Raw genomic sequence first — 25,554 nt, 5'->3', positions numbered from 1 at the left:
TTAAACGGCGCTCTTTTTATCTATTTTCAATTTTACGTTTTACGACTGATACAGGCATTTTTTGTCCTGTCCATTGTTCAAAAGCAGCAGCTCCTTGATAAAGTAGCATGTCCAAGCCGTTGCTTGTTTCTGCGCCACGTAAACGGGCTTCTTTTAATAACTGTGTTTCTCTGGGATTATAAATAGCATCATACACGAATAACTTCGGTTGAATCATTGCATAATTTTCTATAGGACTACTATGTGCATGTGGATGCATACCCACACTCGTTGCATTAACTAACAAGACGCTTTCAGCAACATCTTTTGCTAGTTTTTCAGTATCCGCTAAATCGTTTAAATGAATTACACAGTTGGTTCGTTCAGTGAAATTTGCCAGTTTTTTTTGACTGTCGTTAAACCCCGCGCTTTTCCTGTTGTAAACGGCGATTTCTTTCACGCCATCTAAAGCAGCTTGGGCAATGATTGATAAGGCTGCACCACCTGTTCCTAAGATGGTCATTTTATTCTGAAAAACGTCAACCTTTTTCTCTTTCAAACTCCACATAAAACCAGTACCATCCGTGCTGTCTCCGTAAAGTTTTCCATCTTTGTTGACAATCGTATTAATCGCGCCAACCAGTTGGGCGGTAGGACTTAGTTCATCCATATAACTTACAGCCGCCACTTTATTGGGCATTGATAAGTTGGCCCCTAACATGTGAAACGTTCGAATCGCTTCAATTGCTTGTGGCAATGTCTCTTGTCCAACGTCAAACGCCAGATACCGAGCATCAACTCCTAAATTTTGAAATGCTGTATTATGAATCAACGGTGAAATACTGTGTTGGCTGGGTTTCGCGAATAGCCCAGCTAAACGAGTAGATCCAGTTATTTCTTTCATCCTGTGTGCTCCTTTACGAAATTTTTTTAGTAAGTTTCTGAAATCCTAATTTTTGGCCAAACAAAAAGGATATTCACAGTAAATTTTAAGAAAAATCTACAGTGAATACCCTACAAAAAAGCAATATAAAAGCCACTATAGATTTTCTTAAATCTACATGGCTGAAAGTCATCTTAAATTTCCCTAGCCATTATAGATACAAACGTTTGTTGTCTGTACCCATAATGTTATGAATACAAACCTATCTAAAATAGCTAAAGTAAAAGTTATTCAGTTGTGTATGGTTTTTCTTCGTTGTTGTCATAAGAATCACTCCAAAACTGATTTAATTAAGAATTGTTAACAGTATACCGCTAGAAAAAACATGTGTCAACACTTATTCGCTTATTTTTTTGACTATTCCATTAAAAACAATGTTATTTTATTCGCCAAAAGACTAAAAAAGCCACAGGAACCAGTCATTTCACTGATTCCTGTGGGGCAAAAATTATTTTAATTCTTCAGCGTATACATCATCAACTGTTTGTGTTGGGTCGATAACAATGTATAAGTTTTTAGTTTTTTCGCTGACTTTTGTAGATTGATAGATGTTATCCAAGCCCTCATCTGTTTTATCTTTGTAAGGGAAATAAACTAAATCTGGTGTGCCATTTTTGTAAAGAATTTCCATACGTTCGATATCTTCATATTTTAAAGCACGAGAGAACATCCCTAATTCTAAGCCACCTAAGTTAATATCGTGGGTTTGAACATGATCTCCTTCTTGGAAAATTTCAATTTTGAACCCTTCACATGGATGAATTTCAACAAATTCACTACCATGGATACGGCCAAAACTTGTTGTAATATGTTTGATCCATAAATCACCAATAAAACGACGATCAATCGTCCAAGTTTCACCATTTCTGAAATAAAATTTAAGTCCTGTCATTTCTCTAGCCATAGCACAAATCTCCTTACTTAAAAATAATTTCTTACATTATTAGTTTACCATACTTTTGATAAACGGTCACAAACTTTCGCTGTAGATTCTTAATCTTTTGTTATTCTTTTTAAAAAAGAATCAATCTCAACTACTGCACGTTGGTGAGAACCTTTGGCAATTTGTCGTTCTCCTTCATAAGCAACAAATTCATAGCGTATTTTGTGTGCAGTCTGTTCAATGCTGGTCATCGTAACAACGATTGTCGCCCCTACCGCGGATGGAAATAAGTGGCGCAATTCTAACACCGTTCCGACAGTTGTTTCCCCAACTGATAATTGGTCCTTCACAGCTTCTTTGGCTGTTTGTTCAATCATGGCAGCTAAAGCAGGGGTTCCTAAAACTTCTAAGTCACCAGAACCGAGCATTTTAGCCGTTTGTGATTCTTTCACCAAGAATTCTTTTGTAAACATTTCTGTTGGCATTATGCTTTCTCTCCTTTTGAACGTTGTTTTTTGGCAAACGAAAGCAGAACTTCTTGTTTATTCTCTAAGCTACCTTCAACAACGTGTTGCTCGATTTCAGCAATCAGTTCCCCTAACCATTTGCCTGGTGTTTCTTCTAAGACGGCTAAAAGGTCTTTTCCTGTAATGGCCAATTCATGTCTTTGATGGATGGGTAATGCCTTAACTAACTCTTTTGTTACTTGTACTTGACTCTCTTGTTGGTAATAATATAAAAGCCTTTCAACAAGTACTGCTGATTCTTCGCCTAATTCATAAAGCATCATTGGCTGCCAGTCGTTACTCAAACGAAAACGCAGACCACGTACTAATTGTGAAACGTTTTGGATTAATTGATTTGAAAGTTTCCAAGCCTTTAAGAAGGAGCGAATTTCTGCTTCTGGTAAATTCAACGATTGGATAAGTAACGTCCACGCTTCTGCTTCTGTTTCAATTTGACGAGCAGGCAAGTCCATTAAACGAAAAAGTCCAGCCCCTTGTTCTCGTAATTTGGGACAATATTGATAGCATTCTGTTTCAATAAACGGAGCTAAGCCACCTTGTCGATTAACCCCTAAAAGCATTTTTACAAATTCAATTGTAATGCGTTCTACTGAAATTTTTTCCAATAAAGGATGAAATTCAGCGATAGCAGCTAAGGTTTTTTCTTCAATTTTAAAATCTAATTGGCTAGCAAAGCGTAAGCCCCGCATCATCCGCAGAGCATCTTCATGAAACCGCTCATGGGGATTACCGACTGCACGAATGGTTTGATTAGTTAAATCTTCGATACCATCAAATAAATCAATGATTTCGCCTGTGCTGTCAAGCGCCAAGGCATTAATCGTAAAATCTCGCCGTTTTAAATCTTCTTTCAAGGAGCGAACAAAGGTGACTTCATCTGGTCGGCGAAAGTCTTGATAAGTTGACTCGGTACGAAAGGTTGTTACTTCATACTGTTGGTCTTCCATCAATACAAGGACTGTACCATGTTCGATACCCACATCAACGGTTCGTTTAAAAATTTGCTTGATTTCTTCTGGATAGGCACTTGTCGCAATATCGACATCATGGATTGGTTTATTTAATAAAGCATCACGGACACTGCCCCCGACAAAATACGCTTCAAAGCCCTGTGCATTGATTTCACGAATAACGGGAGCGGCTTCTTTAAATTCGTTTGGAATAGTTGTCAATTTCATAGCATCTGTTCCAATCCGTAAAGTAGTTCTGTTCTCTGTACCACTTGCCGACAAGCTAACGCTACTCCTGTCATGAATGAACGCCGATCATAAGAATCATGCCGAATAGTGAGCCCTTCACCTACACTGCCAAATTGGACTTGTTGGTGTGCCACTAAACCAGGTAAGCGGACACTATGGATTCGCAGACCTTCGAAATCAGCCCCGCGTGCCCCTGGTATTGATTCTACCTCTTGCGGATTCCCTTGTTTTTTTGCTGGCCGAACTTCTTGAATCATTTCTGCAGTTTTTATAGCCGTTCCACTTGGTGCATCTAATTTGTTATCATGATGTAATTCAATGATTTCCACATCCGGAAAATACTGTGCCGCTTTTTGGGCAAATTGCATCATTAAAACTGCCCCAATTGCAAAATTTGGCGCAATTAAGCCGCCGATGGCTTTTTCTCGAGATAGGTTTGTCAATTCGTTGATTTGTTCCTCCGTAAAGCCTGTCGTCCCAACAACTGGCGCCATACCATGTTCCAACGCAAAACGTGTATTTGGATAGGCGGCTTCAGGAACCGTAAAATCAATCCAAACATCTGGGTTGACAGCTAGGACTTCTTCTAAGCGCTGAAAAACGGGAATTGCTGTTTCATCATTGAAAGAAACAGTTTCTTGTGCTTCATGAGGATCATACACACCTACTAATTCAAAGTCTGCGGTTTCTATGACCATTTGTGTAGCAGTACTGCCCATCCGTCCTTTAAACCCAGCGACAATTATTTTAATCATGTGTTTTCCCATCCTTTCTTTCAAAGCGATAGCGATCCCGCTTGTTAAATTTGGCCATATTTTCTTCAAAAACTTCGGTTAAATCAATCTCTAAAGAATTTGCCATGCTAATCAATACAAAAAAGACATCTCCAAGTTCCTCTGATACTGTCTTTGGTTTTTCGTCTGCTTTTTTCTGTTTTTCACCATAATAATGATTGACTTCACGGGCTAATTCTCCGACCTCTTCCGTCAAACGAGCCATTTGTCCTAATGGTGAAAAATAGCCTGTTTTAAACTGTTGAATATAATCATCAACTTCTGTTTGCATCGATTGCAAACTACGTTGTTCTGATTCTGACATTTTACCCCAACCTTTCTTACTCTACCTCCTACATCTTATCAAAAACTTGGCTATCTGGAAAGGTTCTACTTGTTGTTTTATATAGAGAATGATACAGTTTATACTGTAAAAGGACGTGATTAAATGGAAGAACAAAGATTTTATTTTAAAGATGTGTTATTTATTGTATTAGGAAGCTGTATCTATGCCTTTGGTTTGGTTACTTTCAATATTGCCAATGACCTGGCCGAAGGTGGTGTCACGGGGATTACTTTGATTTTAAGGGCCTTATTTCATTTTAACCCAGCATATACGACATTATTAATCAATATTCCGCTCTTATTAATTGGTGGTAAAATTTTAGGCAAACGCTCCCTCTATTATACGCTAATTGGCACCGTGTCGTTATCAGTATTTTTGTGGTTTTGGCAAAAATTTCCTGTTGAAATTAATTTAGATCATGATTTATTGATTGCTGCTCTCTTAGCTGGTTTGGCCGCAGGATTTGGGAGTGGCCTTGTTTACCGCGTAGGCGGAACCACTGGTGGGACCGACGTCATTGCCCGCATTTTCGAAAAATACTTTGGGATTAGCATGGGCCGCTCGTTGTTACTTTTTGATGTTGCAGTCTTACTCCTCTCGTTGACCTATATTGATGTCAAACGAATGATGTATACTTTAATTGTGTCCTTTGTTTTCAGTCGTGTTGTCGATTCTGTACTCGATGGAGCCTATGCTGCGAAAGGAATTTTAATTGTTTCCAATCATTCCGAAGAAATCGGTCAAAGTTTAATGGCTTCTTTAGAACGCGGGGTAACATATTTAAATGGTGAAGGTGCTTATTCACAAGTGGAAAAACGGGTTCTCTACACGGTAGTCAGCCCTCGAGAAATAATGGAAGTCAAACGGATTGCTAATGAAATAGATGAAAAAGCCTTTGTGTCCATCATTAACGTACATGAAGCAATTGGCGAAGGCTTTACTTATGCAAAACCCAGCAAACAACGGCGCTTTAAATTAAAACAATAAATAAAACCCAGCATTTTCAATAAATGCTGGGTTTTATTTATTGTTGCTTCAAACGATTTAATTCATCGGATAATTCTAAAAACGCTTCTTTGTTGCCTGTTTCTAAAGCATCATCAATTTGAGCTTTAATTAATGCCATTCGCTGCGTTTGTTCTTCTTGCTTAAAGTATTGATCAATCACTCTGGCAACTTCCTGATCCACTTGTTCATTCCATGGCGCAAACGGATTATCTTCTAAAACAGATAAATACTGGCTCGTTTGCCAAGCCTCTGGAAATACACATTCTAAATAAAGAGCTTTCCGCCAATTCATCCGAATCTCGTGAAAAATTTGTTCCGGATCTGTAAATTCTTGTGCTTGGATAAAAAGCAATAACGGCTCCTTACCTAAACCATCCGCTACCACACGGATCCCCCGATCGGTTTTCTCTACGTTCTCAACAAAATGAACATTATTTAAAATCGCATCGTGCGTTAATAAGTAATTTAAAATCCACAGTACTTCTCTTCTTCCAAAAGGCACTGTATTCACTAACCAAGTTAAAAATTTTTTCTTTTCTGATAAACTAACAAACATCGTCGTTTCCTATCTTTCTTCCATATCTGCTAGCACAGATTGCATGTCGACATCACCAGGTTCATGTTCCAAATAATGGTGCAACAAGTGTTTTGCTTTTTCAAGTTCGCCTTCTTCTCGTAAGAACAATGCGTATTCTTTTAGAAATTCTAGTTCGTGAGACAATTCTTGCGCTGCTTGTTCGTAATGAACTTTAGCGACGGCAAAGTCTTCTAATTCGTTGTACGCTTTTGCTAAGTTCCATTCAGCATAAGGATGATCCGTTTCCTCTAAATCATTTAAGATAGTAATTACTTCCTCAAAACGCTCTTCCGTGATGTAGAGATTACTTAAGGTCAAACGACTTTCATCTGTTTTCTCACCTAATTCCAAAGCTTTTAACAACCAGTTTTCAGCACCAGCAATATCGTGTAAGCGATAGGCATTTTCAGAGGCAAATTGGTATAACTCTACTTGGAAGGGGTTTTCCGCAATTCCTTCTTCGATCACCGCTTTTGCTTCCTCTAATTGCTCTTCTTCTTGGAGCGCTTCCGCTAAATATAGATAAAGTGATTGAAAATGTGGGTTTAGTGTTTTTAATTGCTGGAACAACGCAATGGCTTTTTGATTCTCATGTAACTGTAAATAAGTGAAAGCTAACTGGAATAAACGATCGTCTGTTTGTTCTTCTTTGACCGCGGCTTCCAAATAAGGAACTGCTTCTTCAAAATCACCTAACATGCTGTAACTACTTCCTAAGCGTTCGTTCAAGGAAATAGCAGAGATTTGCGCTGTCCCACTTTCTACAATGCTTTGATAACGAGTGATAGCCTCGACAAATTGACCATTTGTAAAATATAGTTCTCCCAAAGCAAATTGAATTAACGGCTCTTCTGGCATAAGATTGGCTGCTTCTTTTAATTTCGCTTCACTGACTTCTGGAATCCCTAAAACTTGGTACAAATCCGCAGTAACTAAGAGACTTTGGACATAACTGTCACTAGTTTCTGGAATTTTTTCTAAATAGATGAATGCGTCATCTATTTCATTATTTTCAATGGCGATTTCTGCTAATGGAATGTTTAAACCATCTGCATCGGGAAATTGTTCCAACAACTGTTGGAAAATTTGTTTGGCTTCTTCTAGAAAACCTAAAGATAATAACGTTTCCCCTAAATCAGCTAAGGTATTTTCATCATCTTTCTTTAATGCTTCTTCAAACATTAACTGTGCTTCTGCTAAATTTTCAGCTTGTAATGCTTGAACCATTTTTTCACTATATGACATAATTTCCCCTCAAATCTCTTTTAAAATTTCTTGGTATCTTTCAATCGTTGTTAACAGTTGATCGGGCGTTGGCTTTAAAGCTGCTCCTAGTTGACCGATTTTTTCCAACACCATAGGAGGACCTAGTGTTTCTGTGTGAAGCAAAACTTGTTCTGCGTAATCAGCACTTAAAATTTCTTTTGGAAACGCCACCGGAAAACCTAAGCGAATAAACCAAACGATAAAATTTTTAAATTGAAAATCAAAGTGATTGACTTGCTGGCTCCATAAAACTTGTAACAACAATCCTAATAATCGTTTCATGGGACCTGATAACAAATGGCCATTTTCGGTTGTAGCAAAGGCCACTTCAAAAACTCGGCCAAATTGATCCACTTTTTCCCCTGCTTGTTCATACAAAGATAACAACTCGTCTAAAATACCATTAAATGACGTTTGATTCAACCGTTTTTTATCTGGATACGTTTGGTATAGCATTTGTAAATAAGTATAATCACAGACAAGACCCGCTCGAATAAAAACGAGCAAATCAATTAAAGGGGCAGCACCTTTTTTATTGGTCAAGGTACTATCAAACAAAATTTCTTCTGAATGATTTTCTATATGCATAGTTGCATGCTGTGCTTGCTGAATTGTGACACTTGGTAAAAGTCCTTGCCGTAACGCTTGAACAGACACAGGCATCAGCCAACATTTGGAGGAACACTTACTTACTTGGTGCAGAAATGCGGTTAATTGTAGTACCCCTTCATTACCCAAACCAATCAATAAAACATCCTGATTTTCTGGCCAATCAGCTAAGAAACGTAACACACTTTCTAATTCTGATAAGTCATTGCAATGAACATCATTGCGACAAATATACCAGTTTAATCCCAACTGTTCCCCAAAGGCATAATTAATCTTCTCAGAAAAAAGATCATAGTAACGCTGATTCGCCAAAACAACGATTGACTCCGTCGTTACTGGTCGTTTTTTTAGGACGGAAGCAAATGTTTCTCCATAAATAATAGCGACCTTGTTTTCCCCTCTAGAATAGTTGTATTTCATTGATTCACCACCTTAAGACTGTTTCCTCTTCCTTCACCCCAAGTCTAGCATAACCACTAAAAAACAGCTACTGGCAACAACTTATTTTTGCCCTTCATTCATAAATCTTTCTCTTTTTATCAAAAAAGCAAGGAGCGAGTGTCGAACCGTTCCCACTTGATTCTCGGAGCGAAGCACGTTTTTTCACCCAAGTTTCGTCACAATTTAACCTTTTAGCGTGCTGTTTCGACCACCTCTTAAAATAACATTTTTTATGTATGATTCAAAAAAGAACCCTTGGAAACCAAGGGTTCTAATTGTCTGTCTTATTTCACTGCATCTTTCAATGCTTTACCTGGTTTGAATGCAGGTACTTTGCTTGCAGCGATTTGAATTTCTTGTCCAGTTTGTGGGTTACGTCCTTTACGAGCTGCGCGTTCGCGAACTTCAAAGTTACCAAAACCGATTAATTGAACTTTTTCACCTTTAGCAAGAGTTTCTTGAATTGTTGAAAAGACAGCGTCTACTGCTGCAGTAGCATCTTTTTTAGTTAAACCAGTTGAAGATGCAACGTTTTCGATTAATTCTGCTTTATTTGCCATGGATCATTTCACCTCCTCTATAAGAGATACGATGTTTTTACACACCTAAAGTTCCGTCTATTTTTGAGTGGTCCAAAAACAGACAGCAAATATTGATCTGGTTCAATATTCTGTTAACAAGATAGCATAAGAAAGTTGTAATAGCAAGGTTTTTAGTGTATTTTAACCAGTTTTTTCAAAAAATAATCATTTTTTCTCAAAGTTGATAAATTTATTTGAATATCTAAAAAAAGTATGGTAGAATGCACTATTTTCGGCGTCGCGGAATGATTTTAATCGGCGTGCCCTCAAACGTAAATGCTTTTCTGATTTGATTTTCTAAAAACCGGGCATAAGAAAAGTGCATTAGTTCTTCTTCGTTGACAAAAATAACAAATGTAGGTGGTTTGACTGCCACTTGTGTTGCATAAAAAATCTTCAAACGTTTTCCTTTATCGGTTGGTGTCGGATTAATTGCTACAGCATCCATTACAACGTCATTTAACAACGCTGAAGGAATCCGTAAGTTTTGATTCATACTTACTGTTTCAATTAGTTCAGGCAGTTTGTTTAAACGTTGTTTGGTTAATGCAGACACAAAAATAATGGGTGCATAATCTAAATATTGGAATTCATCACGAATTTCAGCTTCAAAATCACGCATTGTATTTGTATCTTTTTTGACTGTATCCCATTTGTTGACCACGATAATAATACCGCGACCTGCTTCATGGGCATAGCCCGCCACACGCTTGTCTTGCTCACGAATACCTTCTTCTGCATTCAAGACCATTAAAACAATGTCTGAGCGTTCAATCGCCCGCATTGCGCGCATGACGCTATATTTTTCAGTTGATTCGTATACTTTCCCACGTTTACGCATACCAGCCGTATCAATCATTAAGAACTTTTGACCTTCTTCAGATTCAAAATACGTATCGATTGCATCTCGCGTTGTTCCTTCAATATCTGAAACAATCACACGATCTTCACCAAGAATAGCATTAATCAATGATGATTTACCGACATTTGGACGCCCGATTAAACTAAATTTAATTGTATCTTCGTCCTCTTCTTCTGAAGTGTTAGGAAAATGTTTAACTGCTTCGTCTAACACATCGCCAATGCCTAAACCATGACTACCAGAAACTGGGAAAGGATCCCCTAGTCCTAAAGCATAAAATTCATAAATATCATTACGCATTTCAGGATTGTCAACTTTATTAACAGCTAAGATCACTGGTTTATTACTACGATATAAAATTTTTGCTACTAACTCATCTGCATCAGTAATTCCTTCACGGCCACTAGCAACAAAGATAATCACATCTGCTTCATCAATCGCAATTTCTGCTTGGTGTTTGATTTGATCCATAAATGGTTCGTCACCTAAATCAATCCCACCTGTATCAATAATACTAAATTCACGCCCTAACCATTCTCCAGTTGTATAAATACGGTCGCGTGTTACGCCGGGAGTATCTTCTACAATCGAGATACGCTCACCGGCAATGCGGTTAAAAATAGTCGATTTACCGACATTCGGTCTACCGACAATCGCAATAGTTGGATTTGCCATTTGATTCCCTCCTTGAGAATTTCAATCCTTACTAGTTTACCTAATCAAACCTTAAAGTGCAAGAAAAGTTTTAGTTTCTGCTGATTTTCTAACCAATTCAAGAAAAAATGAGTTTGACATAGCCGATCTGTTTACGGCTATGTCAAACTCATAAATTTCAAGAAAGTAACGTGTTATTCCTCTTCTTTCGCATCAGATAAAGCGTCACCTAAAATATCGCCCATGGTAAAACCAGTATTTTCTTCAGGCAATTCATATTCCTGTTCTTCTTTTGGTTCTTCTTGAGACTCAGGTTTTGGTTCTAACGCTTTGATACTTAAAGCAATACGATGTTCCTCTGGATTAACTTCTAAAACTTTCACTTGTACTTGATCCCCTTCATGAAGGACTTCATGAGGCGTTGCAATATGCTTGTGAGAAATTTGAGAAATATGCACTAATCCTTCCACACCAGGGAAAACTTCCACAAAGGCACCGAAGCTTGTTAGGCGTTTCACTGTTCCATCTAAAACAGTCCCAGCGGCTGCTTTTGTTTCGATATCTGTCCATGGTCCAGGCAATGTTTCTTTAATAGATAAAGAAATACGTCCTTCTTCTGGATTAATTGAAAGAATTTTTACTTGAACGTCTTCGCCAACAGTTAACGCATCACTTGGTTTGCCCACATGCTGATGAGCAATTTCAGAAACATGAACTAAACCATCCACGCCACCTAAATCAATGAATGCGCCGAAATCTGTTAAACGAGCTACTTTCCCTTCAACAACGTCTCCGTCATGTAAAGAAGAAAGTAATTCTTCTTTTTTCGATTCTTTTTCAGCTTCAACAACTGCTTTATGTGAAAGAATTAAGCGGTTTTCTGAAGGTTCGATTTCAATAATTTTAAATGCTAGTGTTTGACCTTTATATTCAGAAAAATCTGCAACAAAATGATCTTCAACCATTGAGGCAGGAACAAATCCGCGAACACCAACATCAACAACCAAACCACCTTTAACAACATTTGTAACAGGTGCTTCGATTACTTTGCCCGCTTGGAAATCTTGTTCAATTTCTTCCCAAACTTTTTTAGCATCTAAACGGCGTTTTGACAGTAAATAACTGCCGTTTTCTTTATCTTTGCCAATTGATGTGATAACAACTAAATCTAACACATCACCGACTTTCACAAGTTCGTGTACATCTTCAACTGGTAAAGTCGATAATTCCTTTGCAGGAACAACGCCTTCAACGCCCGCTCCTTCAATGCCGACAACAACTTGTTTGTCTTCAATGGCTAAAACTTCGCCTTTAACAATATCGCCAACACTGACTTCTTGAACGCTGTTCATTGCATCTTCCATTGTTTCGTTGTTTGCTACTTGTTTGTCTTCAAAATCTGTCATGCCTCTTATCCTCCTATGCCAACAAAAATTCCAAAACTTAGCTATATATACTTACATAGTACGAGATTTTTGTAAAAAAATAAAGCGATTTCTTCTATTTTTCTTAAAATTCTTTAAAAAAGTTCAAAACCTTTTTGTTTAATCACATTTTGTATGGCGGCGACGACTTCTTCAATCGTCAAGCCTGTTGTATCGATTTTCACAGCATCACTTGCTTGGACAAGGGGTGATACTTCTCTGGTTGAATCTAAATAATCCCGACGTTCAATCTCCGCCTTCAAGGTTTCAAAATCCGTCTCAATCCCTTTTTCTTGATTTTCTTTAAAACGACGTTCTGCACGTTCTTCAACGCTAGCCACCAAGAATATCTTTACTTCGGCCTTTGGTAAAACTGCAGTACCAATATCTCGACCATCCATGACAACTCCGCCGGCTTGACCAATTTTCTGTTGTAACGCCACCATTTCTTCTCTAACTTTTGCATGTTTTGAAACAGCTGAAACAGCATTCGTTACATCTGGCTGGCGAATCGCTTCGGTCACTTCATGACCATCGATAAAAACACGTTGGCCATTTTCTGCTTGCTGAAAAGAAATAGTGTGGTTGACACAAAGCGCTACTAATGGTTCTTCCGCTTGAATGTCGATTTGATTTTGCAAGGCCAAATACGTAATCGCTCGGTACATGGCCCCCGTGTCACAATACACATAATTCAATTGTTTTGCTAAAATTTTTGCAACTGTACTTTTGCCTGACGAAGCTGGTCCGTCAATAGCAATACTGATTTTCCCCATGAAAAAACTCCTTAACTGATATGCATCCTTTAAAATGCGCTTCTTCTTTTATATTAAAATCAGAAGAAAAGAACTTGGATTTAAACTGATGACGAGTCTCTAACGAAAAAGCAATAAGCCGAAATCCCTCGAAAGACGCAAACCATCTTTCGGAAATTTCTGCTTATTGGCATTCTCATGTAATCATTCGTCGCGGTTTAGCCCTTGAAAGTGCTGTCCAAACCTCTTTTTCTGGATTATTTAATACGTAATGGTTGTCCTGGATAAAACACAGATGTATCAATCCCAGGATTTAACGCTAAAATTTGTTCTAATGTCATTCCGTTACGTTCGGCAACTTGACGTGCCCCTTCGCCACTTTGAACGGTATCATAAACAGGTTGTTGGTTCTGCGCTTGTTGCTGTTGTTGATTTTGAGCTTCTTGTTGTTGTTGCTGCTCTTGTTGTTGCTGTTGCTGTTGTTGTTGTGCTTGTTGGTCCTGTTGTTGCTGTGCAGCAGCATCTGAACTTGAAGGTGTTGTATTTTCAGCTGGTTGGCTACTTGCTGGTTCTGAGCTTTCCACTGATTTTGACGTACTTTCTTTTTTCTTCTCTTTTGATGATGATTGGACTAATGAAGAAGATGGCTGGCTATTTTTGCTAGCACTTTCGTTCGGTTTCTTGTCTTGCATCATCCATAAGAAAGTCCCAATTGGAATGGCAATAATTAATAATAGCAAAATAACTAAAACAGTTAGAAATAATGAATTTCCTCGTTGCTGTTGGCGTTTTGCTAAACGAGAACCACCACCATTTTGATCAGGTTCATAAATTGATTGTTCCCATGGCTCACGAGCTTGGTTTTTCTTTTTGTCCTTTTTACTCACTGCTAATTTCCTCCTAAACTTCTCTCGCTTGTTATTATATCATAGCTTTTGCCAACTGCCGACTAAAAAAATGAATTAATCACGTTCTTTAAATAATTTTAGAAATTTAGAACGCCAATCTTCTTCATTTTGATTGCTGGTCTTGTTCGATTTTACTATTGAATCTTGGTAAATGTCAAAGAATAACGCACAATTATCACAACAAGTTTCCGGTGATTGTTTGACAATCGGTTCTTGAAAATAAGTTTGAATCAACGTTCTTCGACAGGTTGTGGTTTCAATATACGTCAGCATCCCTCTTAATTGCGCTTGACGATCTTTTTCTTTCTCCTCTAAACGATGCTCTAGCTCTTCAAAAGAATAATCCTTGGCTAAATAGCCTTGGACCCATTTTTGTTGTAACTCGGTGGCATTTTCTAACAAACCTGCTTGTTCTTCTCCTTCAATCAGCGATTTTAAGATCGCTCGATTCGCTCTTGTCTCTTCTAAGAAAAACCGATGAATAAATTCATCCCCTTTTTTATACAATAATAGCGCCCAACTTTTTTGACTATCACGTCCAGCTCGCCCGATTTCTTGCAGGTAATTTTCTAAGCTGTCAGGCAAATCAAAATGAATCACTCCACGAACATCAGGTTTGTCGATTCCCATCCCAAAAGCATTCGTTGCACAAAGAATATCGATTTGATTATCAATAAATTGTTCTTGCAAGCGACTACGTTCACTAGCCTCCAAGCCCCCATGATAATAGGCTACCTTAAAACTGGTTTTCGCCTGAATAAGTTGACTAATTTGTTCTGTTTTGTTGCGCGTGGCGCAATAGATAATGATTTTACCAGCCGTTTTAGATAAGTAATCTAGTAACACTTCTTCTTTTTCTGACGTTTCCTTCACGAACAAGCCAATATTTTTTCGATTCACTGAAGAAAGAACTTCTTGATAGCTACCATGAGAAAATAATTGTTTTATAATTGCGTGCTGTACAACGGGTGTCGCTGTGGCAGTTAACGCCAAGGTCAAAGGAAAGTCTAGCTGTTTTTGGACCAGATCTAATTTACTATATTCAGGGCGAAAATCGACGCCCCACTGATAAACACAATGGGCTTCATCCACCACAAATAATGCAATTTTTTGGCGTTGTAACACACTAAGTACTTCTTGCTGTAAAAGCATTTCTGGGCTTAAAAACAGATAATCGTATTGGAACATTTTCGCTAAAATATAACGCTTTTCTGAATATTGTAACGTACTGTTTAAGGCAACCGCACCTTTAATTCCTTGTCTTTGTAATTGATGCACCTGATCTTCCATTAACGAAAGTAAAGGAGAAACAATTACCGTTAGTCCCTCTAACTTCTGGCCCACAAATTGATAACACAATGATTTGCCAGTGCCTGTTGGCAAAACAGCCAATGTATTCATACCGTCAAGTAAGTTTGTAATCACTTCTTTTTGACCAGGCTTAAACGCTGCATAACCAAATCGAGTGAATAATTCTTGTTCTAATGTCAACAATACTCACTCCTTTTCTTGCCAAATTTGTTGGATTTGATATAACCGGAAATCTAAATAAGAAAGCGTATCTTCTTGCGCTCGCCAATCCCGATACACCCACAACCGCGGATCTTGTTCTGTTTGAGCCAAGTTTTGGAGTATTGCCTCCTTTTCAAGATAAACAGACGCCTGCAGCTGCCCTTGAATAGCCAACTCTAATAGATGGTCATGAATGGTACTCGGTTTTATTTTTCGCTGCTCAGCAATTTCTTGAAGCGTCTTGCCTTCCGTTAACAATCGTTGGGTTTCTTGCATACTTTGGTTTAGATTTTTTTCTAGATACGGCCATACAAGCGTTCGTAAAGCAGGATAGTTTCCTCCGTACATTATCAACTGCAGTAAATGATGAACCGCTTGCGTATGCCATAAACGCTGTTCAAGAGCTGTCTTATGGCTTGTTAATTGCTGAGGAACTTTGCCAGTTTGCTGATAACCAGAAAGTTGCGCAACCAAATAGTCGCTTTCTGCTTCAGGTAGTAACTCAAACCCTCGCAACAGTTCTTCTTTGATTGATTGAATGCGCTGCTCTTTCTTGTCTTGTTGTAACCATCGTTTCAAATATAGTTGCGGAATCGGTGTTGATAAAAGTGGAATATACTGTTTTTCCTCAAATGATAAATACGAAGTCACTTGCACGGCAAATTGAATGAGTTGCCAACTTTCTCGATCACTTCTGCCAAAACGATAAAGATCAATTGCAGGATAATCCAGCAACGAAAAATGGTGCTCCTTTAAAAATAGTTGCCCTTCTTTTGTTAGTTGAATCTCATTTGTCTCTTTGTGATACTGAATTTGTTTCGCCTTTGAAAGTTTTTCAAGAAATTGAAAATAGGCTTGTTCGGAAATCGTTGGCCACCAGCCAATGAATCGTAAACAATCATATAAAAAACCATAAATCAAAACAGAGCTAGTCCGTTTGCCTTTTAAAAGATGATACAAAGTTGATGCACGTACCTTGTATCCGTGAGATAATAACGCTAAAATAAAAGTTGCTTCCATAGTAAACCTCTTTTAGATAGGATGTGTCACTGTTTATGCAATCACGTTTAGTTCCTGAAAAATGTATTGCTTGTGGACTTTGTCAAGTTTATGCGCCCAATATATTTGATTATGATGATCATGGGATTGTCCTTTTTAAAGACGAGCCGCATGCTCGACAACAATTTATTCCAGAAAACGAACGCGAGAATGTGTTAAAAGCGTACCGCAAATGTCCCACGCGTGCAATAGAAATAAGCAAAAATGAGTGCTAAATAATTTAGCACTCATTTTTGCTTAGAGTATTTTTTCGAGCCAAGCAAGTGTTTGCTCATCTATCGAAACAAACTGTAATTGTCCTTCTTTTAGCGGTTCTTTGACTAAATGAATTTGATCATTTAGGCCATTGATCCATTCATAACGAAGACCATTTTCTTTTGCTTTAGAATTTTTAGCTTCTAAATAATAATTGACATGGTAATTTTCTTTACCATCCAATTGTAGCGTATTAATGGTCACTTCAAAATCTGGTGAACCATCGGTCGATTTCTTTTCACGTAATCGTTCAAGTGCTTCTATAAAAGAAGGAAATTGAGGATTATTTTCCCCACCAACGAGATATTTTTCAGCAATTTCTGCACTATCCGTATGACTTTTCACTTGTTTGGCAAATGCTTGATAAAAGGTTTCTAGCGCTTTGCGGGCATCATAGTCGCTAGCTAACGGAAAATTCAATTGTAGCGTAGGATTATCGGAGAGCGCTTCGACAAAATCATTTTCACCAATCGTTTCTTTTGATGTTTGAATTTCTTCTCCATTAATCGTCTTTTTAAGTTGAATCGTCATCCCTTTGGACCAGAACAAAGGGCCAATCGTTTTGCTTCCATTCGTTAGCGTACCAACTTTCCGATCATTAATATAAATATCTGCGTCTGGCAGATTGCTCTCCACAACAAAATTCATTCGTTTAAAATCTAAAGGTATACTAGAAATATAATTCTCCTCTTCTAATAAACGATACTCTTCTGTGATAACAGGTTCGCCGGTGCTATCTTTCACTGTGGCTGTAAAGGTATATTGTCCTGGTGCTAAGGGTCCCAATTCCTTTTGATAAGTGGTTGAGTCGGAAGTGCCCACTTCCCATCCGTTCATTGCCAGTGTCACACCGCGCTGATTCGTCGTTAACTGAACAGAAACAGGCGTTAAAATGAATTGATAACGGTGAAAGAAAAATGCTGTTTGACTTGTTTCACGAATAGTTAAACCATGTAGCTTTTTATCCTTTAATAGCGCTTTTTCTAATTTTTTTAGCTCAGTTGGATTTTTTTGATAATAAGTGATTAAAGGCTTAATGCTTTGCGGATTCACTTGAAATTCAGACTCGTTCGTCCTCATTTTTTTACTTAATTCTTGGGCATCACCATTCTCAATCGCTTCAATAAAATGAGAAATTTGTTGTTCCTTAGAAAAATAATGCGTCCCGAGAAAATAGCTACCCGTTCCAAGAACGATGAACACAAAAAGAAACACCCAGATCCAGCTTCTTTTTGATCTGAGAGGAGTAGATTCGTTCCCTTTATTCATTGATGGTTGTGCTTGGTTTTCCTCTTGATGCATTGATTCATTCATTAGCGGAGCGCCGCATTCTTCACAAAAGGACTCCGTATCACGATTCACGTGACGACAATTTTTACACTTTTTCACTCAGGAAAACTCCTCTTTCTTTGATGATTTCTATCATACCAAGGGAAAGTTAAAATTACAATGCAGATGGTTTAGTATTTTTTAACAGAATGATGACAGATTATGACAACCTCTTTTCTTTTAGGCGTAAATTTTAAAAACCCACTGTCAAACATTGTTCAACAGCAGGTTTTTTATCATTTATTTTGTTAACGGTGTTTTTTTCTGAATAGTATGTTGTTTTTTTGATAGCCATGGCAATAACTTCGCATGTAGTACTAGAAAAACACCACTGACTAAGAGGCCTTTAATAAGGTTGAATGGCACAATACCAATCGCCACATAGCTTGCTAAAGATGTTCCTAAAAATTGTTGTGTGGTCACACCATATAATTGTAAGTAAATGGGTGTAATGACAAAATAATTCGCAATACTCATGAAAATTGTCAAGGCTAAGATCCCACTTACTAAGCCCACTATCCGATTTGTACGGATATTTTTCTTTTTACCAAAGAAATAAAAAATTGGCAAGGTGAAGATACTACTTGCTAAGAAGCTAGCGAAATCTCCCACCATATTTTGCGGTGCTAGTCCGGTTAAGAACAGGTGTAGCAACGAACGAACAAAAGCAGTAATTACTCCTGCTAACGGTCCGTACAAGAACATTCCGAGTAGAATCGGAATATCACTAAAATCGATTTTCAAAAAACTAAACGCTGGCATAATCGGAAATGCCACAAATTGTAATACTGTACCGATTGCAGCCAACATTGCAATGCTGACCATTTTTTGTACCTTGTTGTTCATCTGAAATCCTCCAATTAAGGACCCATCTTCAACGAACTTTTTGATTCGCTTCTTTGTCATACAAAAAAACCCTATTTTTCTGCAGGGAAAAATAGAGTAGGATTATCTGATGAAAAAGCGTCTCAAATAAGCCCTATCTTCTTTATCCAGACTATACTGTCGGTATTGGAATTACACCAATTCAATCGTTAAAAACGAGTCGTGGACTATAACCACCGGTCGGGAATTACACCCTGCCCCTGAAGACGAACCTTGTATTATATTTTTTTACTTACTTAGTGTAACCGATTTGAACAATGAATGCAACTAACTAAGCTTTTTTATTAAATTTCATTGATTGTTTCGTTTCTCAAAAAAAAAACAATCCCTCCGCCATAAGCGCGAAGAGATCGAGTCATTTTATCTTATTTAGCTTGATTTAATAATTGACTGATTTCTTTTTTAGTTAAATCACGATATTGCCCTGGTCGCAAACCTTGTAAGGTCAACTCACCGTAACGTTCACGTTTTAATTTTTGAACAGGGAAACCAACAGCTTGAAACATTTTCTTCACTTGATGATTACGTCCTTCATGAATCGTTAATTCCACGACACTGCTACCTGTTTTAATGTCCGCTGAAAGAATTTGAAAATTGGCTGGTGCTGTGCGTTTGCCATCAATGCGAATGCCTTTGGCTAATGGCAATAGATCCCGTTTAGTTGGTACACCTTTAATTTTTGCTACGTAGACTTTATCTACTTCATGTTTAGGATGGGTTAATTTTTGTGAAAAACTTCCATCATTCGTTAAAAGTAACAACCCAGAAGTATCATAATCCAGACGACCGACTGGATAAATTCGCTCAGTAACATCTGTAAAATAATCCGTTACTACTTTACGGCCTTTGTCGTCAGATACTGCAGAAATAACCCCTCTTGGTTTATAGAATAAATAATAACCATATTCTTCTTGATAAATTGGTACACCATCAACCTCAACAGTATCTTGTTTACTTACTTGCGTTCCTAATTCTTTGACCACTTGGCCATTGACTTTTACGCGACCTTTGACAATTAATTCCTCTGCTTTGCGACGCGAAGTCACCCCAGCATGAGCAATTGCTTTTTGTAATCTTTCCATTGTTTAAGCTTCCTCGCCTTCTGTTGTTTCAGACATTGGGTTCGTTTCTTGATAACGATCAAAAAATAGATCCATTGGTAGTTCTTCTTCTAATTCATCTTCCATTTGTTGGATATCTGGTAATTCATCTAAACTTTTCAACCCAAAGTAATCCATAAAATACTTCGTTGTGCCATACAAAATTGCTCTACCAGGACCATCGACGCGGCCTTTTTCTTCTATCAACTGACGGGCAACTAACTTTTGGATAGAGCCAGAAGTCTGTACGCCACGAATTTCATCAATTTCAATACGCGAAATTGGTTGCTTATAAGCAATAATGGATAATGTTTCTAGCGCCGCTTGTGATAAGGCGTTCGACATAGGCGATTGCGCATATTTTTTTAGTAATGAGGCATATTTTTTCTTCGTTGTTAAGACAAAATGATTGCCGACTTCTAAAATATTTAACGCCGATTTATTGTCAGAAGCATAATGTTCTTTCAATTTCGTTAATTCTTCATAGGTTTTTGCTGTTGACTTCTCTAATAAGTACGCAAGCTCTTCCAAGCCAATTCCTTCTTCGCCAACCACAAATAAAATTGCTTCAATTTGACTAACTAATGTCACTGTGTTTCCTCCACCTCTGTTGTATCTTCCTGCTGGGTTTCTGTATTAAATAACAAAATTTCACTATAATTATTTTCTTGTTCAGCATAAATCACGCCCGTTTTCATTAATTCTAAAAGAGCCATGAACGTTGTCACAATTTCTTGTTTGGAATAAGAATCGAAGAAAGAGTCAAACGACACTGCCTTCCCTTTCTGTACTTGACGCATACGCTCTGAAATAGCGGAGATTTTTTCTTCGATGGAAACATCGTCACTGGCAACAGTTGTTTCAACAGGCTGGCGATTTTTTTTCTTTTCTAACATGGAATGAAAGGCTAGAAATAAATCAATTGTATTGATTTGATTAGGCGGTAGTGTTGTATCTTCCTCTTTATAATCATCCATATCCATTGGTTCTTTTGTATAATAGAGTTTACGTTCTTCTTCTTTTTCATGTAAAACAGTCGCTGCATATTTAAATTTCCGATACTCCAATAACTGAGCTACTAAAGCTTCCCGTGGGTCTTCCTCTTCAAAAAAATCTTCATCATCAATGATTTCAAGCTCTTGTTTTGGAAGCAACATCTGACTTTTAATAGCCATTAAGGTGGCAGCCATGACTAGATATTCTCCAGCGACTTCTAACTCTAAGGTTTGCATCGCATGAATATAAGACATGTATTGTTCAGTTACTGCTGTAATGGGAATGTCATAGATATCGATTTCTAATTTTTGAATTAAATGTAGTAGAAGATCCAGTGGTCCTTCAAAGACATCTAGTTTTAAATTAATTTCTTGCAAAAACGACACCTACTTTCTTTTCTCGACTTCCTAGTTTACCATAAATTTATTCGTTTGTGGGCATTCTCGCAAATTAAGCCCGAGGAAAATGTTCCTTATAAACATCTGCCATTCGTTGTTTGGTAATATGTGTATAAATTTGTGTCGTGGAGATATCTGCATGTCCTAATAATTCTTGCACGATTCTAAGGTCTGCGCCATTTTCCAACAAATGTGTCGCAAAGCTATGCCGTAATGTATGCGGGGTAATATTTTTCTCTATCTGGGCTTCTCGAACAATCTGTTTTAAATTTTTCCAAATGCCCTGTCTAGATAACGGTTCGCCATGATGGTTAACGAACAGGTGTGTTTCATTCGGATGGTTTTTAATCAATTGAGGTCTGGCTTCGTTCATATAGCGCTCAATCCATTGAATCGCATAATCGCCTAAAGGAATAATTCGTTCTTTGTCCCCTTTTCCGATTGTTTGCAATAAACCAATGGATAAATGCAGATCCCCTAATTTTATTTCAATTAGCTCACTAACTCGCAGGCCCGTTGCATACATCACTTCTAAAATAGCACGATTCCGCATACCTAGTGGTTTACTTGTATCAGGCGTTTCAATTAATCGAGTCACTTCGTCAACAGATAATGTACTTGGCAATTTTTGAACTTTCTTGGGGGAGTCAATATGTTGCATCGGATTATGTTCGCTTAAGCGTTCTTGACGTAAAAATTGATGAAATCCTCTCAAACTAGAAATCATCCGAATCACACTTGCTGAAGCTTGCTGTTCTTCGTGAAGGGATTGCAAAAATTCTGTAATCATGTAACGGTCAACTTCGTCCCAATAATGCAGGCCTTGTTCTTGTAAAAAGGCTACGTATTTTTTTAAATCTCGTTCGTAACTCCGTCGTGTGTTATTTGATAAGCCCCGCTCTATTTGTAAATAGTGTAAATAATCGACTAATTGTTCTTCCATTATCCTTCCCTCATTTCTAGTACTATCCTATCAGATTATGCCCTAGATTGCATGGGTAAATTCCAACTTATTAAAAAAAATCAACTGACAACAAAAGACTTGTTCACTAAGTCGTTAACTTAAGAACAAGTCTTTTGTTGTTGCTACTATTAGTAAAGAATAAATTTGTTATTTTATATATTTATCTAGAAAAGCAGCTACTGTTTCCTTATATTTTTCTGGGTTTTTATTATAAGCTTTCGCATGCTCTGCTCCAGGCACGACATATTTCTCTTTAGGTCCTTGGGTTGCATTATAAACTTCGTCTAACATACTAAACGGCACAAACGTATCATTTTCACCATGAATAAAGAGCATTGGTAAATGATTCTTTTGTAATTGTTTAACAGCGCTTGCTTCCCCAAAGAAATAGCCAGCTCTAAGTTTCGTAATCCCGCTAGTAACATTAACTAATGGGAAACTTGGTAAATTGAAAAGCTCTTTCAATTGATATTGCAACTCCTGATTGACTGTAGAATAGCCACAATCTTCCACAATGGCTTTCACGTTATCTGGTAATTTTTCCCCGCTCGTCATCATGACTGTAGCAGCACCCATACTGACACCGTATAAAGTGATTTGTTCTTGCTGACCATTTTCGGTTAAAACTTTCTCAATCCATTGGACATAATCTTTACGATCGGGCCAGCCGAACCCAATATAATCTCCTTGACTTTTCCCGTGACCACGCGCATCTGGCGCTAACACATTGTAGCCCCAATCATGATACATTTTCGCAAAGACAGACATCGTTTCTGCCGAACCCATATAACCATGCGCCATAATAACGGTACGATTACTTTTTTTGTCGGCTGGTAAATAAATGGCCTTTAGACGTAGCCCATCTTCCGAAGTAATTGACCATTCTTGTCGATTTTTGTCATCTTTAAACCACGCGCCTTCAGGTGTCTGGACCACTTTTGACCCTGGGGTATTCTCATTTATAAAGTCTTTCTTTCCTGGAACTACTGCATAATTATAAAAATATAAGCCTGCCGCAATTAAACCAATTGCAATTACTACAATAAGCGCAATCAAAATTTTTAACCATCGATTCATCTACGTACTCCTTTTATTTAAACTGTATGATTCATTATAAGTTGTCGCCCTTTTTTTGACAACTACCATTCAAAGATTCAGCCATCTTTCTTTACCACTACAATGGGACAATTTTGTTGCGACAAAAAAGCATAGCATAAAAATATTGCCTTTTACGCTATGCTCCACTTATCTATTTATAGGAAACTAAAAATTATTTATTTTCAATAAGTTTAAAACTTGACCATGGTTTCAAAAATTCTAATAAGAAACGTTCGTCATCAGAAATACGACCAACCACATTTACACGGCCATCATTTTTCATTTCTTTTAAAGCAATTTGTGTTTCCCCTTTGTATTGTCCATAGCCAACGTTGTCAATCAAGACATCGCCTCGAACAATATCTCTCGTTGTATGAGCTGGGAAAGGACGATCTTTATAGTAAACACGTGTCATTGTTGAACGCAAAACGTAATCAGAACGATCTCCACGATAACTGTGTAAGTTATCGAACAATGCAATTCTTTCATCTTCTGTGATTTCTGGTTCTGTATCCACTTTGATCGAAGGATACGGTGCATGAAAGGCTTCTGCCATTGCTGCTAATTCTGCTTCTGAGGCATAAGCATTTCCGACAGAAATATCATCGATTAATCCTGTTAAAACTAAATGCTTAACTTGCGTTGCAATTTCTAAATCGCGGTGGTCTTCCAAAGAACATAATCCATCTTGTGTCGGCCATGGTCCAAATGTAGCATCGTGTGAGTTCACAAACGCCATAGTATTTAAATTATATTTTCTAAATTTTTCTGAACAATAAACAAAATGCTCATAGCCTAAGCCTGTATAACGATGTGGATAGAAATTATGTGAGCCTAGTAAATTTTCTGTGTTTGGTGAGTAGGCCATAATATTATCTACATAACTTGTCCCTGAACTCATATTAATTTCAATTTTAATGCCATAAGGGTTTCTTGTCATATTCGCCTCTTCTTGCCCAGTAAAGCCAAGATCTAAACGAATACCGTAAGCGCCCATATCATGGAAAAATGATAAATCATCATAAGAGATGCCTAATTGTTCGAACAATGCAGGATTAATATCGACCATCACTTCCATACCTAATTGGTTGGCGTAATCTACGACTTTTTTAAACTCTGCTAATACCTTTTCCCGATCATCATTGATTTGCAATAAACTAGTAAAGACACGCTTAAAGCCGTATTTATGAGCCAAATCCAAATATGCTTTGTCCTTTTCAAATGTTGAACGTTCTGGATAAATTGAAATACCTAATTTTCCCATGTGATTGCCTCCTAAATTGTAAAACATAATAATGTATCTGCTTACATTGTAACAAAAAAAACAAAAGTGGTCTACACCTTTCCTATAGGAAATCTTATAAAAATTCCACTGGTTTGTTATCTTCTCTTTTGTTATGATAAAAAAGAACCTAATTGTCAGTGTGAAAGGAAGAGGAAAACAGATGAAACATAAGAAAATGCTTGCTGTTGCTTCAGTTGCAGCATTCACCTTGCTTTTAGCAGGCTGTAACACAACCAATAATAAAGGCACGACCGCAACGAGTGATTCTGTCGCTAAATCCAGTGAAAGCAAAACAAAGGATTCGGTCGACTTAAATTCACTAGATTTACCACAACTAGATGACAAAGTTGCCGAAGATCAAGACTTAGTCCAAATGGTTACTTCAATGGGAAATATTGAAATCAAACTATTTCCTAAACAGGCTCCAAAAACTGTCGAGAACTTTATGAAACATGCCAAAGATGGCTATTATGATGGCTTGACTTTCCACCGCGTCATCAATAACTTTATGATCCAAGGTGGCGATCCTAGCGGTGATGGAACTGGCGGAAACAGCATCTGGAATAAACCATTTGAAGATGAATTTTCAAACCAGTTATATAACATTCGTGGCGCATTATCAATGGCGAATGCAGGACCTAATACTAACGGCAGTCAGTTCTTTATTGTCCAAAATACAGATGATCAATCTGATGGTCTTTTATATGATGATTATCCAAAAGCAATCATTGATGCTTACAAAAAAGGCGGCTATCCTTCTCTTGATAAAAAACATACTGTTTTCGGTCAAGTTACCAAAGGAATGGATATTGTCGATAAAATTGCCAAAGTCGAAGTTGGTGCCAACGATAAACCAAAAACTGATGTTAAAATTGAAAAAATCAATATTCTTCAAGAAGCAAAAAAATAACAAAAAGTCAGAACGTACGCTGAAGATA

Annotated in this window: 27 protein-coding genes and 1 riboswitch; of the genes, 3 read left to right on the top strand and 24 right to left on the bottom strand. The window is 37.6% G+C overall.

Going from position 1 to position 25,554, the window contains the following annotated elements; all coding sequences use genetic code 11:
- Window positions 1-16: 16 nt before the first annotated feature.
- The 6 genes from aroE to IGL17_RS06620 all read right to left on the bottom strand — a co-directional run bounded on the left by aroE (window position 17) and on the right by IGL17_RS06620 (window position 4,629).
- Window positions 17-883 carry a shikimate dehydrogenase gene (aroE, locus tag IGL17_RS06645; RefSeq protein ID WP_002377421.1) on the bottom strand — a complete coding sequence of 289 codons (867 nt, stop codon included), beginning with the start codon at window positions 881-883 and terminating at the stop codon, window positions 17-19.
- A 487-nt stretch (window positions 884-1,370) separates the two neighbouring features.
- A complete protein-coding gene (locus tag IGL17_RS06640; protein WP_002357586.1) occupies window positions 1,371-1,826 on the bottom strand; it encodes a hypothetical protein in 456 nt (151 codons plus the stop codon).
- Between the two features lie 89 nt (window positions 1,827-1,915).
- A complete protein-coding gene (locus IGL17_RS06635; RefSeq protein ID WP_002357588.1) occupies window positions 1,916-2,290 on the bottom strand; it encodes a thioesterase family protein in 375 nt (124 codons plus the stop codon).
- Window positions 2,290-3,510 (bottom strand): CCA tRNA nucleotidyltransferase, encoded by a 1,221-nt coding sequence (locus IGL17_RS06630; protein ID WP_002365655.1) that lies wholly within the window; start codon window positions 3,508-3,510, stop codon window positions 2,290-2,292. The genes IGL17_RS06635 and IGL17_RS06630 overlap by 1 nt, the downstream gene beginning before the upstream one ends.
- Complete coding sequence (gene dapB, locus IGL17_RS06625; protein ID WP_010828791.1) at window positions 3,507-4,286, bottom strand: 4-hydroxy-tetrahydrodipicolinate reductase; 780 nt, start codon at window positions 4,284-4,286, stop codon at window positions 3,507-3,509. The genes IGL17_RS06630 and dapB overlap by 4 nt, the downstream gene beginning before the upstream one ends.
- Window positions 4,279-4,629 (bottom strand): nucleotide pyrophosphohydrolase, encoded by a 351-nt coding sequence (locus IGL17_RS06620; RefSeq protein WP_002363944.1) that lies wholly within the window; start codon window positions 4,627-4,629, stop codon window positions 4,279-4,281. The genes dapB and IGL17_RS06620 overlap by 8 nt, the downstream gene beginning before the upstream one ends.
- A gap of 123 nt (window positions 4,630-4,752) precedes the next feature.
- Between IGL17_RS06620 and IGL17_RS06615 the strand changes: the two genes are divergently transcribed.
- Window positions 4,753-5,637, top strand: a complete 885-nt coding sequence (locus IGL17_RS06615; protein WP_002357595.1) for a YitT family protein — start codon at window positions 4,753-4,755, stop codon at window positions 5,635-5,637.
- Window positions 5,638-5,674: 37 nt separating this feature from the next.
- Here IGL17_RS06615 and IGL17_RS06610 read toward each other — a convergent pair whose 3' ends face one another.
- From IGL17_RS06610 to IGL17_RS06565, 10 genes are all read right to left on the bottom strand, one after another.
- Window positions 5,675-6,214, bottom strand: a complete 540-nt coding sequence (locus IGL17_RS06610) for a ReoY family proteolytic degradation factor (protein ID WP_010823675.1) — start codon at window positions 6,212-6,214, stop codon at window positions 5,675-5,677.
- Window positions 6,215-6,223: 9 nt separating this feature from the next.
- Window positions 6,224-7,480 carry a tetratricopeptide repeat protein gene (locus IGL17_RS06605; RefSeq protein ID WP_016617961.1) on the bottom strand — a complete coding sequence of 419 codons (1,257 nt, stop codon included), beginning with the start codon at window positions 7,478-7,480 and terminating at the stop codon, window positions 6,224-6,226.
- Window positions 7,481-7,489: 9 nt separating this feature from the next.
- The gene (locus tag IGL17_RS06600) at window positions 7,490-8,530 is read right to left on the bottom strand and encodes a hypothetical protein (RefSeq protein ID WP_010816517.1); all 1,041 of its coding nucleotides are present in this window, start codon (window positions 8,528-8,530) and stop codon (window positions 7,490-7,492) included.
- A gap of 305 nt (window positions 8,531-8,835) precedes the next feature.
- Window positions 8,836-9,111 carry an HU family DNA-binding protein gene (locus IGL17_RS06595; RefSeq protein WP_002357604.1) on the bottom strand — a complete coding sequence of 92 codons (276 nt, stop codon included), beginning with the start codon at window positions 9,109-9,111 and terminating at the stop codon, window positions 8,836-8,838.
- A 247-nt stretch (window positions 9,112-9,358) separates the two neighbouring features.
- Window positions 9,359-10,669 carry a ribosome biogenesis GTPase Der gene (gene der / locus IGL17_RS06590; protein WP_002357608.1) on the bottom strand — a complete coding sequence of 437 codons (1,311 nt, stop codon included), beginning with the start codon at window positions 10,667-10,669 and terminating at the stop codon, window positions 9,359-9,361.
- A gap of 173 nt (window positions 10,670-10,842) precedes the next feature.
- Window positions 10,843-12,054: a 30S ribosomal protein S1 gene (gene rpsA, locus IGL17_RS06585; RefSeq protein ID WP_002360341.1), complete on the bottom strand. Its 1,212-nt coding sequence runs from the start codon at window positions 12,052-12,054 to the stop codon at window positions 10,843-10,845.
- A gap of 113 nt (window positions 12,055-12,167) precedes the next feature.
- Complete coding sequence (gene cmk, locus IGL17_RS06580; protein ID WP_002357612.1) at window positions 12,168-12,848, bottom strand: (d)CMP kinase; 681 nt, start codon at window positions 12,846-12,848, stop codon at window positions 12,168-12,170.
- 236 nt (window positions 12,849-13,084) lie between these two features.
- Window positions 13,085-13,714, bottom strand: coding sequence for a LysM peptidoglycan-binding domain-containing protein (locus tag IGL17_RS06575; RefSeq protein ID WP_002369411.1), 630 nt, complete (start codon window positions 13,712-13,714; stop codon window positions 13,085-13,087).
- A 75-nt stretch (window positions 13,715-13,789) separates the two neighbouring features.
- Complete coding sequence (locus IGL17_RS06570) at window positions 13,790-15,226, bottom strand: RecQ family ATP-dependent DNA helicase (RefSeq protein WP_016617960.1); 1,437 nt, start codon at window positions 15,224-15,226, stop codon at window positions 13,790-13,792.
- Between the two features lie 6 nt (window positions 15,227-15,232).
- A complete protein-coding gene (locus IGL17_RS06565) occupies window positions 15,233-16,267 on the bottom strand; it encodes a helix-turn-helix domain-containing protein (protein ID WP_010713410.1) in 1,035 nt (344 codons plus the stop codon).
- Window positions 16,268-16,302: 35 nt separating this feature from the next.
- On the opposite strand from IGL17_RS06565, the gene IGL17_RS06560 reads away from it, so the two are divergent.
- Window positions 16,303-16,521: a ferredoxin gene (locus IGL17_RS06560; RefSeq protein WP_002357617.1), complete on the top strand. Its 219-nt coding sequence runs from the start codon at window positions 16,303-16,305 to the stop codon at window positions 16,519-16,521.
- A gap of 22 nt (window positions 16,522-16,543) precedes the next feature.
- On the opposite strand, the gene IGL17_RS06555 is transcribed toward IGL17_RS06560, so the two are convergent.
- The 8 genes from IGL17_RS06555 to IGL17_RS06520 all read right to left on the bottom strand — a co-directional run bounded on the left by IGL17_RS06555 (window position 16,544) and on the right by IGL17_RS06520 (window position 24,595).
- Window positions 16,544-17,875: a zinc ribbon domain-containing protein gene (locus IGL17_RS06555; protein WP_016617959.1), complete on the bottom strand. Its 1,332-nt coding sequence runs from the start codon at window positions 17,873-17,875 to the stop codon at window positions 16,544-16,546.
- A 255-nt stretch (window positions 17,876-18,130) separates the two neighbouring features.
- The gene (locus tag IGL17_RS06550) at window positions 18,131-18,796 is read right to left on the bottom strand and encodes an ECF transporter S component (protein WP_002382314.1); all 666 of its coding nucleotides are present in this window, start codon (window positions 18,794-18,796) and stop codon (window positions 18,131-18,133) included.
- A 71-nt stretch (window positions 18,797-18,867) separates the two neighbouring features.
- Window positions 18,868-18,987: riboswitch (FMN riboswitch) on the bottom strand.
- A gap of 153 nt (window positions 18,988-19,140) precedes the next feature.
- A complete protein-coding gene (locus tag IGL17_RS06545) occupies window positions 19,141-19,857 on the bottom strand; it encodes a pseudouridine synthase (RefSeq protein ID WP_002357624.1) in 717 nt (238 codons plus the stop codon).
- Window positions 19,858-19,860: 3 nt separating this feature from the next.
- A complete protein-coding gene (scpB, locus tag IGL17_RS06540) occupies window positions 19,861-20,466 on the bottom strand; it encodes an SMC-Scp complex subunit ScpB (RefSeq protein WP_002357625.1) in 606 nt (201 codons plus the stop codon).
- Window positions 20,463-21,257, bottom strand: a complete 795-nt coding sequence (locus IGL17_RS06535; protein WP_002384532.1) for a segregation/condensation protein A — start codon at window positions 21,255-21,257, stop codon at window positions 20,463-20,465. The genes scpB and IGL17_RS06535 overlap by 4 nt, the downstream gene beginning before the upstream one ends.
- A gap of 64 nt (window positions 21,258-21,321) precedes the next feature.
- Window positions 21,322-22,212 carry a site-specific tyrosine recombinase XerD gene (xerD, locus tag IGL17_RS06530; protein ID WP_016617958.1) on the bottom strand — a complete coding sequence of 297 codons (891 nt, stop codon included), beginning with the start codon at window positions 22,210-22,212 and terminating at the stop codon, window positions 21,322-21,324.
- Window positions 22,213-22,380: 168 nt separating this feature from the next.
- Window positions 22,381-23,310 (bottom strand): alpha/beta hydrolase, encoded by a 930-nt coding sequence (locus IGL17_RS06525; RefSeq protein WP_002357629.1) that lies wholly within the window; start codon window positions 23,308-23,310, stop codon window positions 22,381-22,383.
- A 193-nt stretch (window positions 23,311-23,503) separates the two neighbouring features.
- A complete protein-coding gene (locus IGL17_RS06520; RefSeq protein WP_002360357.1) occupies window positions 23,504-24,595 on the bottom strand; it encodes a DUF871 domain-containing protein in 1,092 nt (363 codons plus the stop codon).
- A 181-nt stretch (window positions 24,596-24,776) separates the two neighbouring features.
- Between IGL17_RS06520 and IGL17_RS06515 the strand changes: the two genes are divergently transcribed.
- Window positions 24,777-25,526 (top strand): peptidylprolyl isomerase, encoded by a 750-nt coding sequence (locus tag IGL17_RS06515; protein ID WP_002374887.1) that lies wholly within the window; start codon window positions 24,777-24,779, stop codon window positions 25,524-25,526.
- Window positions 25,527-25,554: the final 28 nt, after the last annotated feature.

The sequence above is a fragment of the Enterococcus sp. AZ088 genome (genome assembly GCF_051714845.1).
GTDB lineage: Bacteria > Bacillota > Bacilli > Lactobacillales > Enterococcaceae > Enterococcus > Enterococcus faecalis.
The sequence above is the reverse complement of the archived record's forward strand: the minus strand, read 5'-3'. Positions and strand labels throughout refer to the sequence as shown.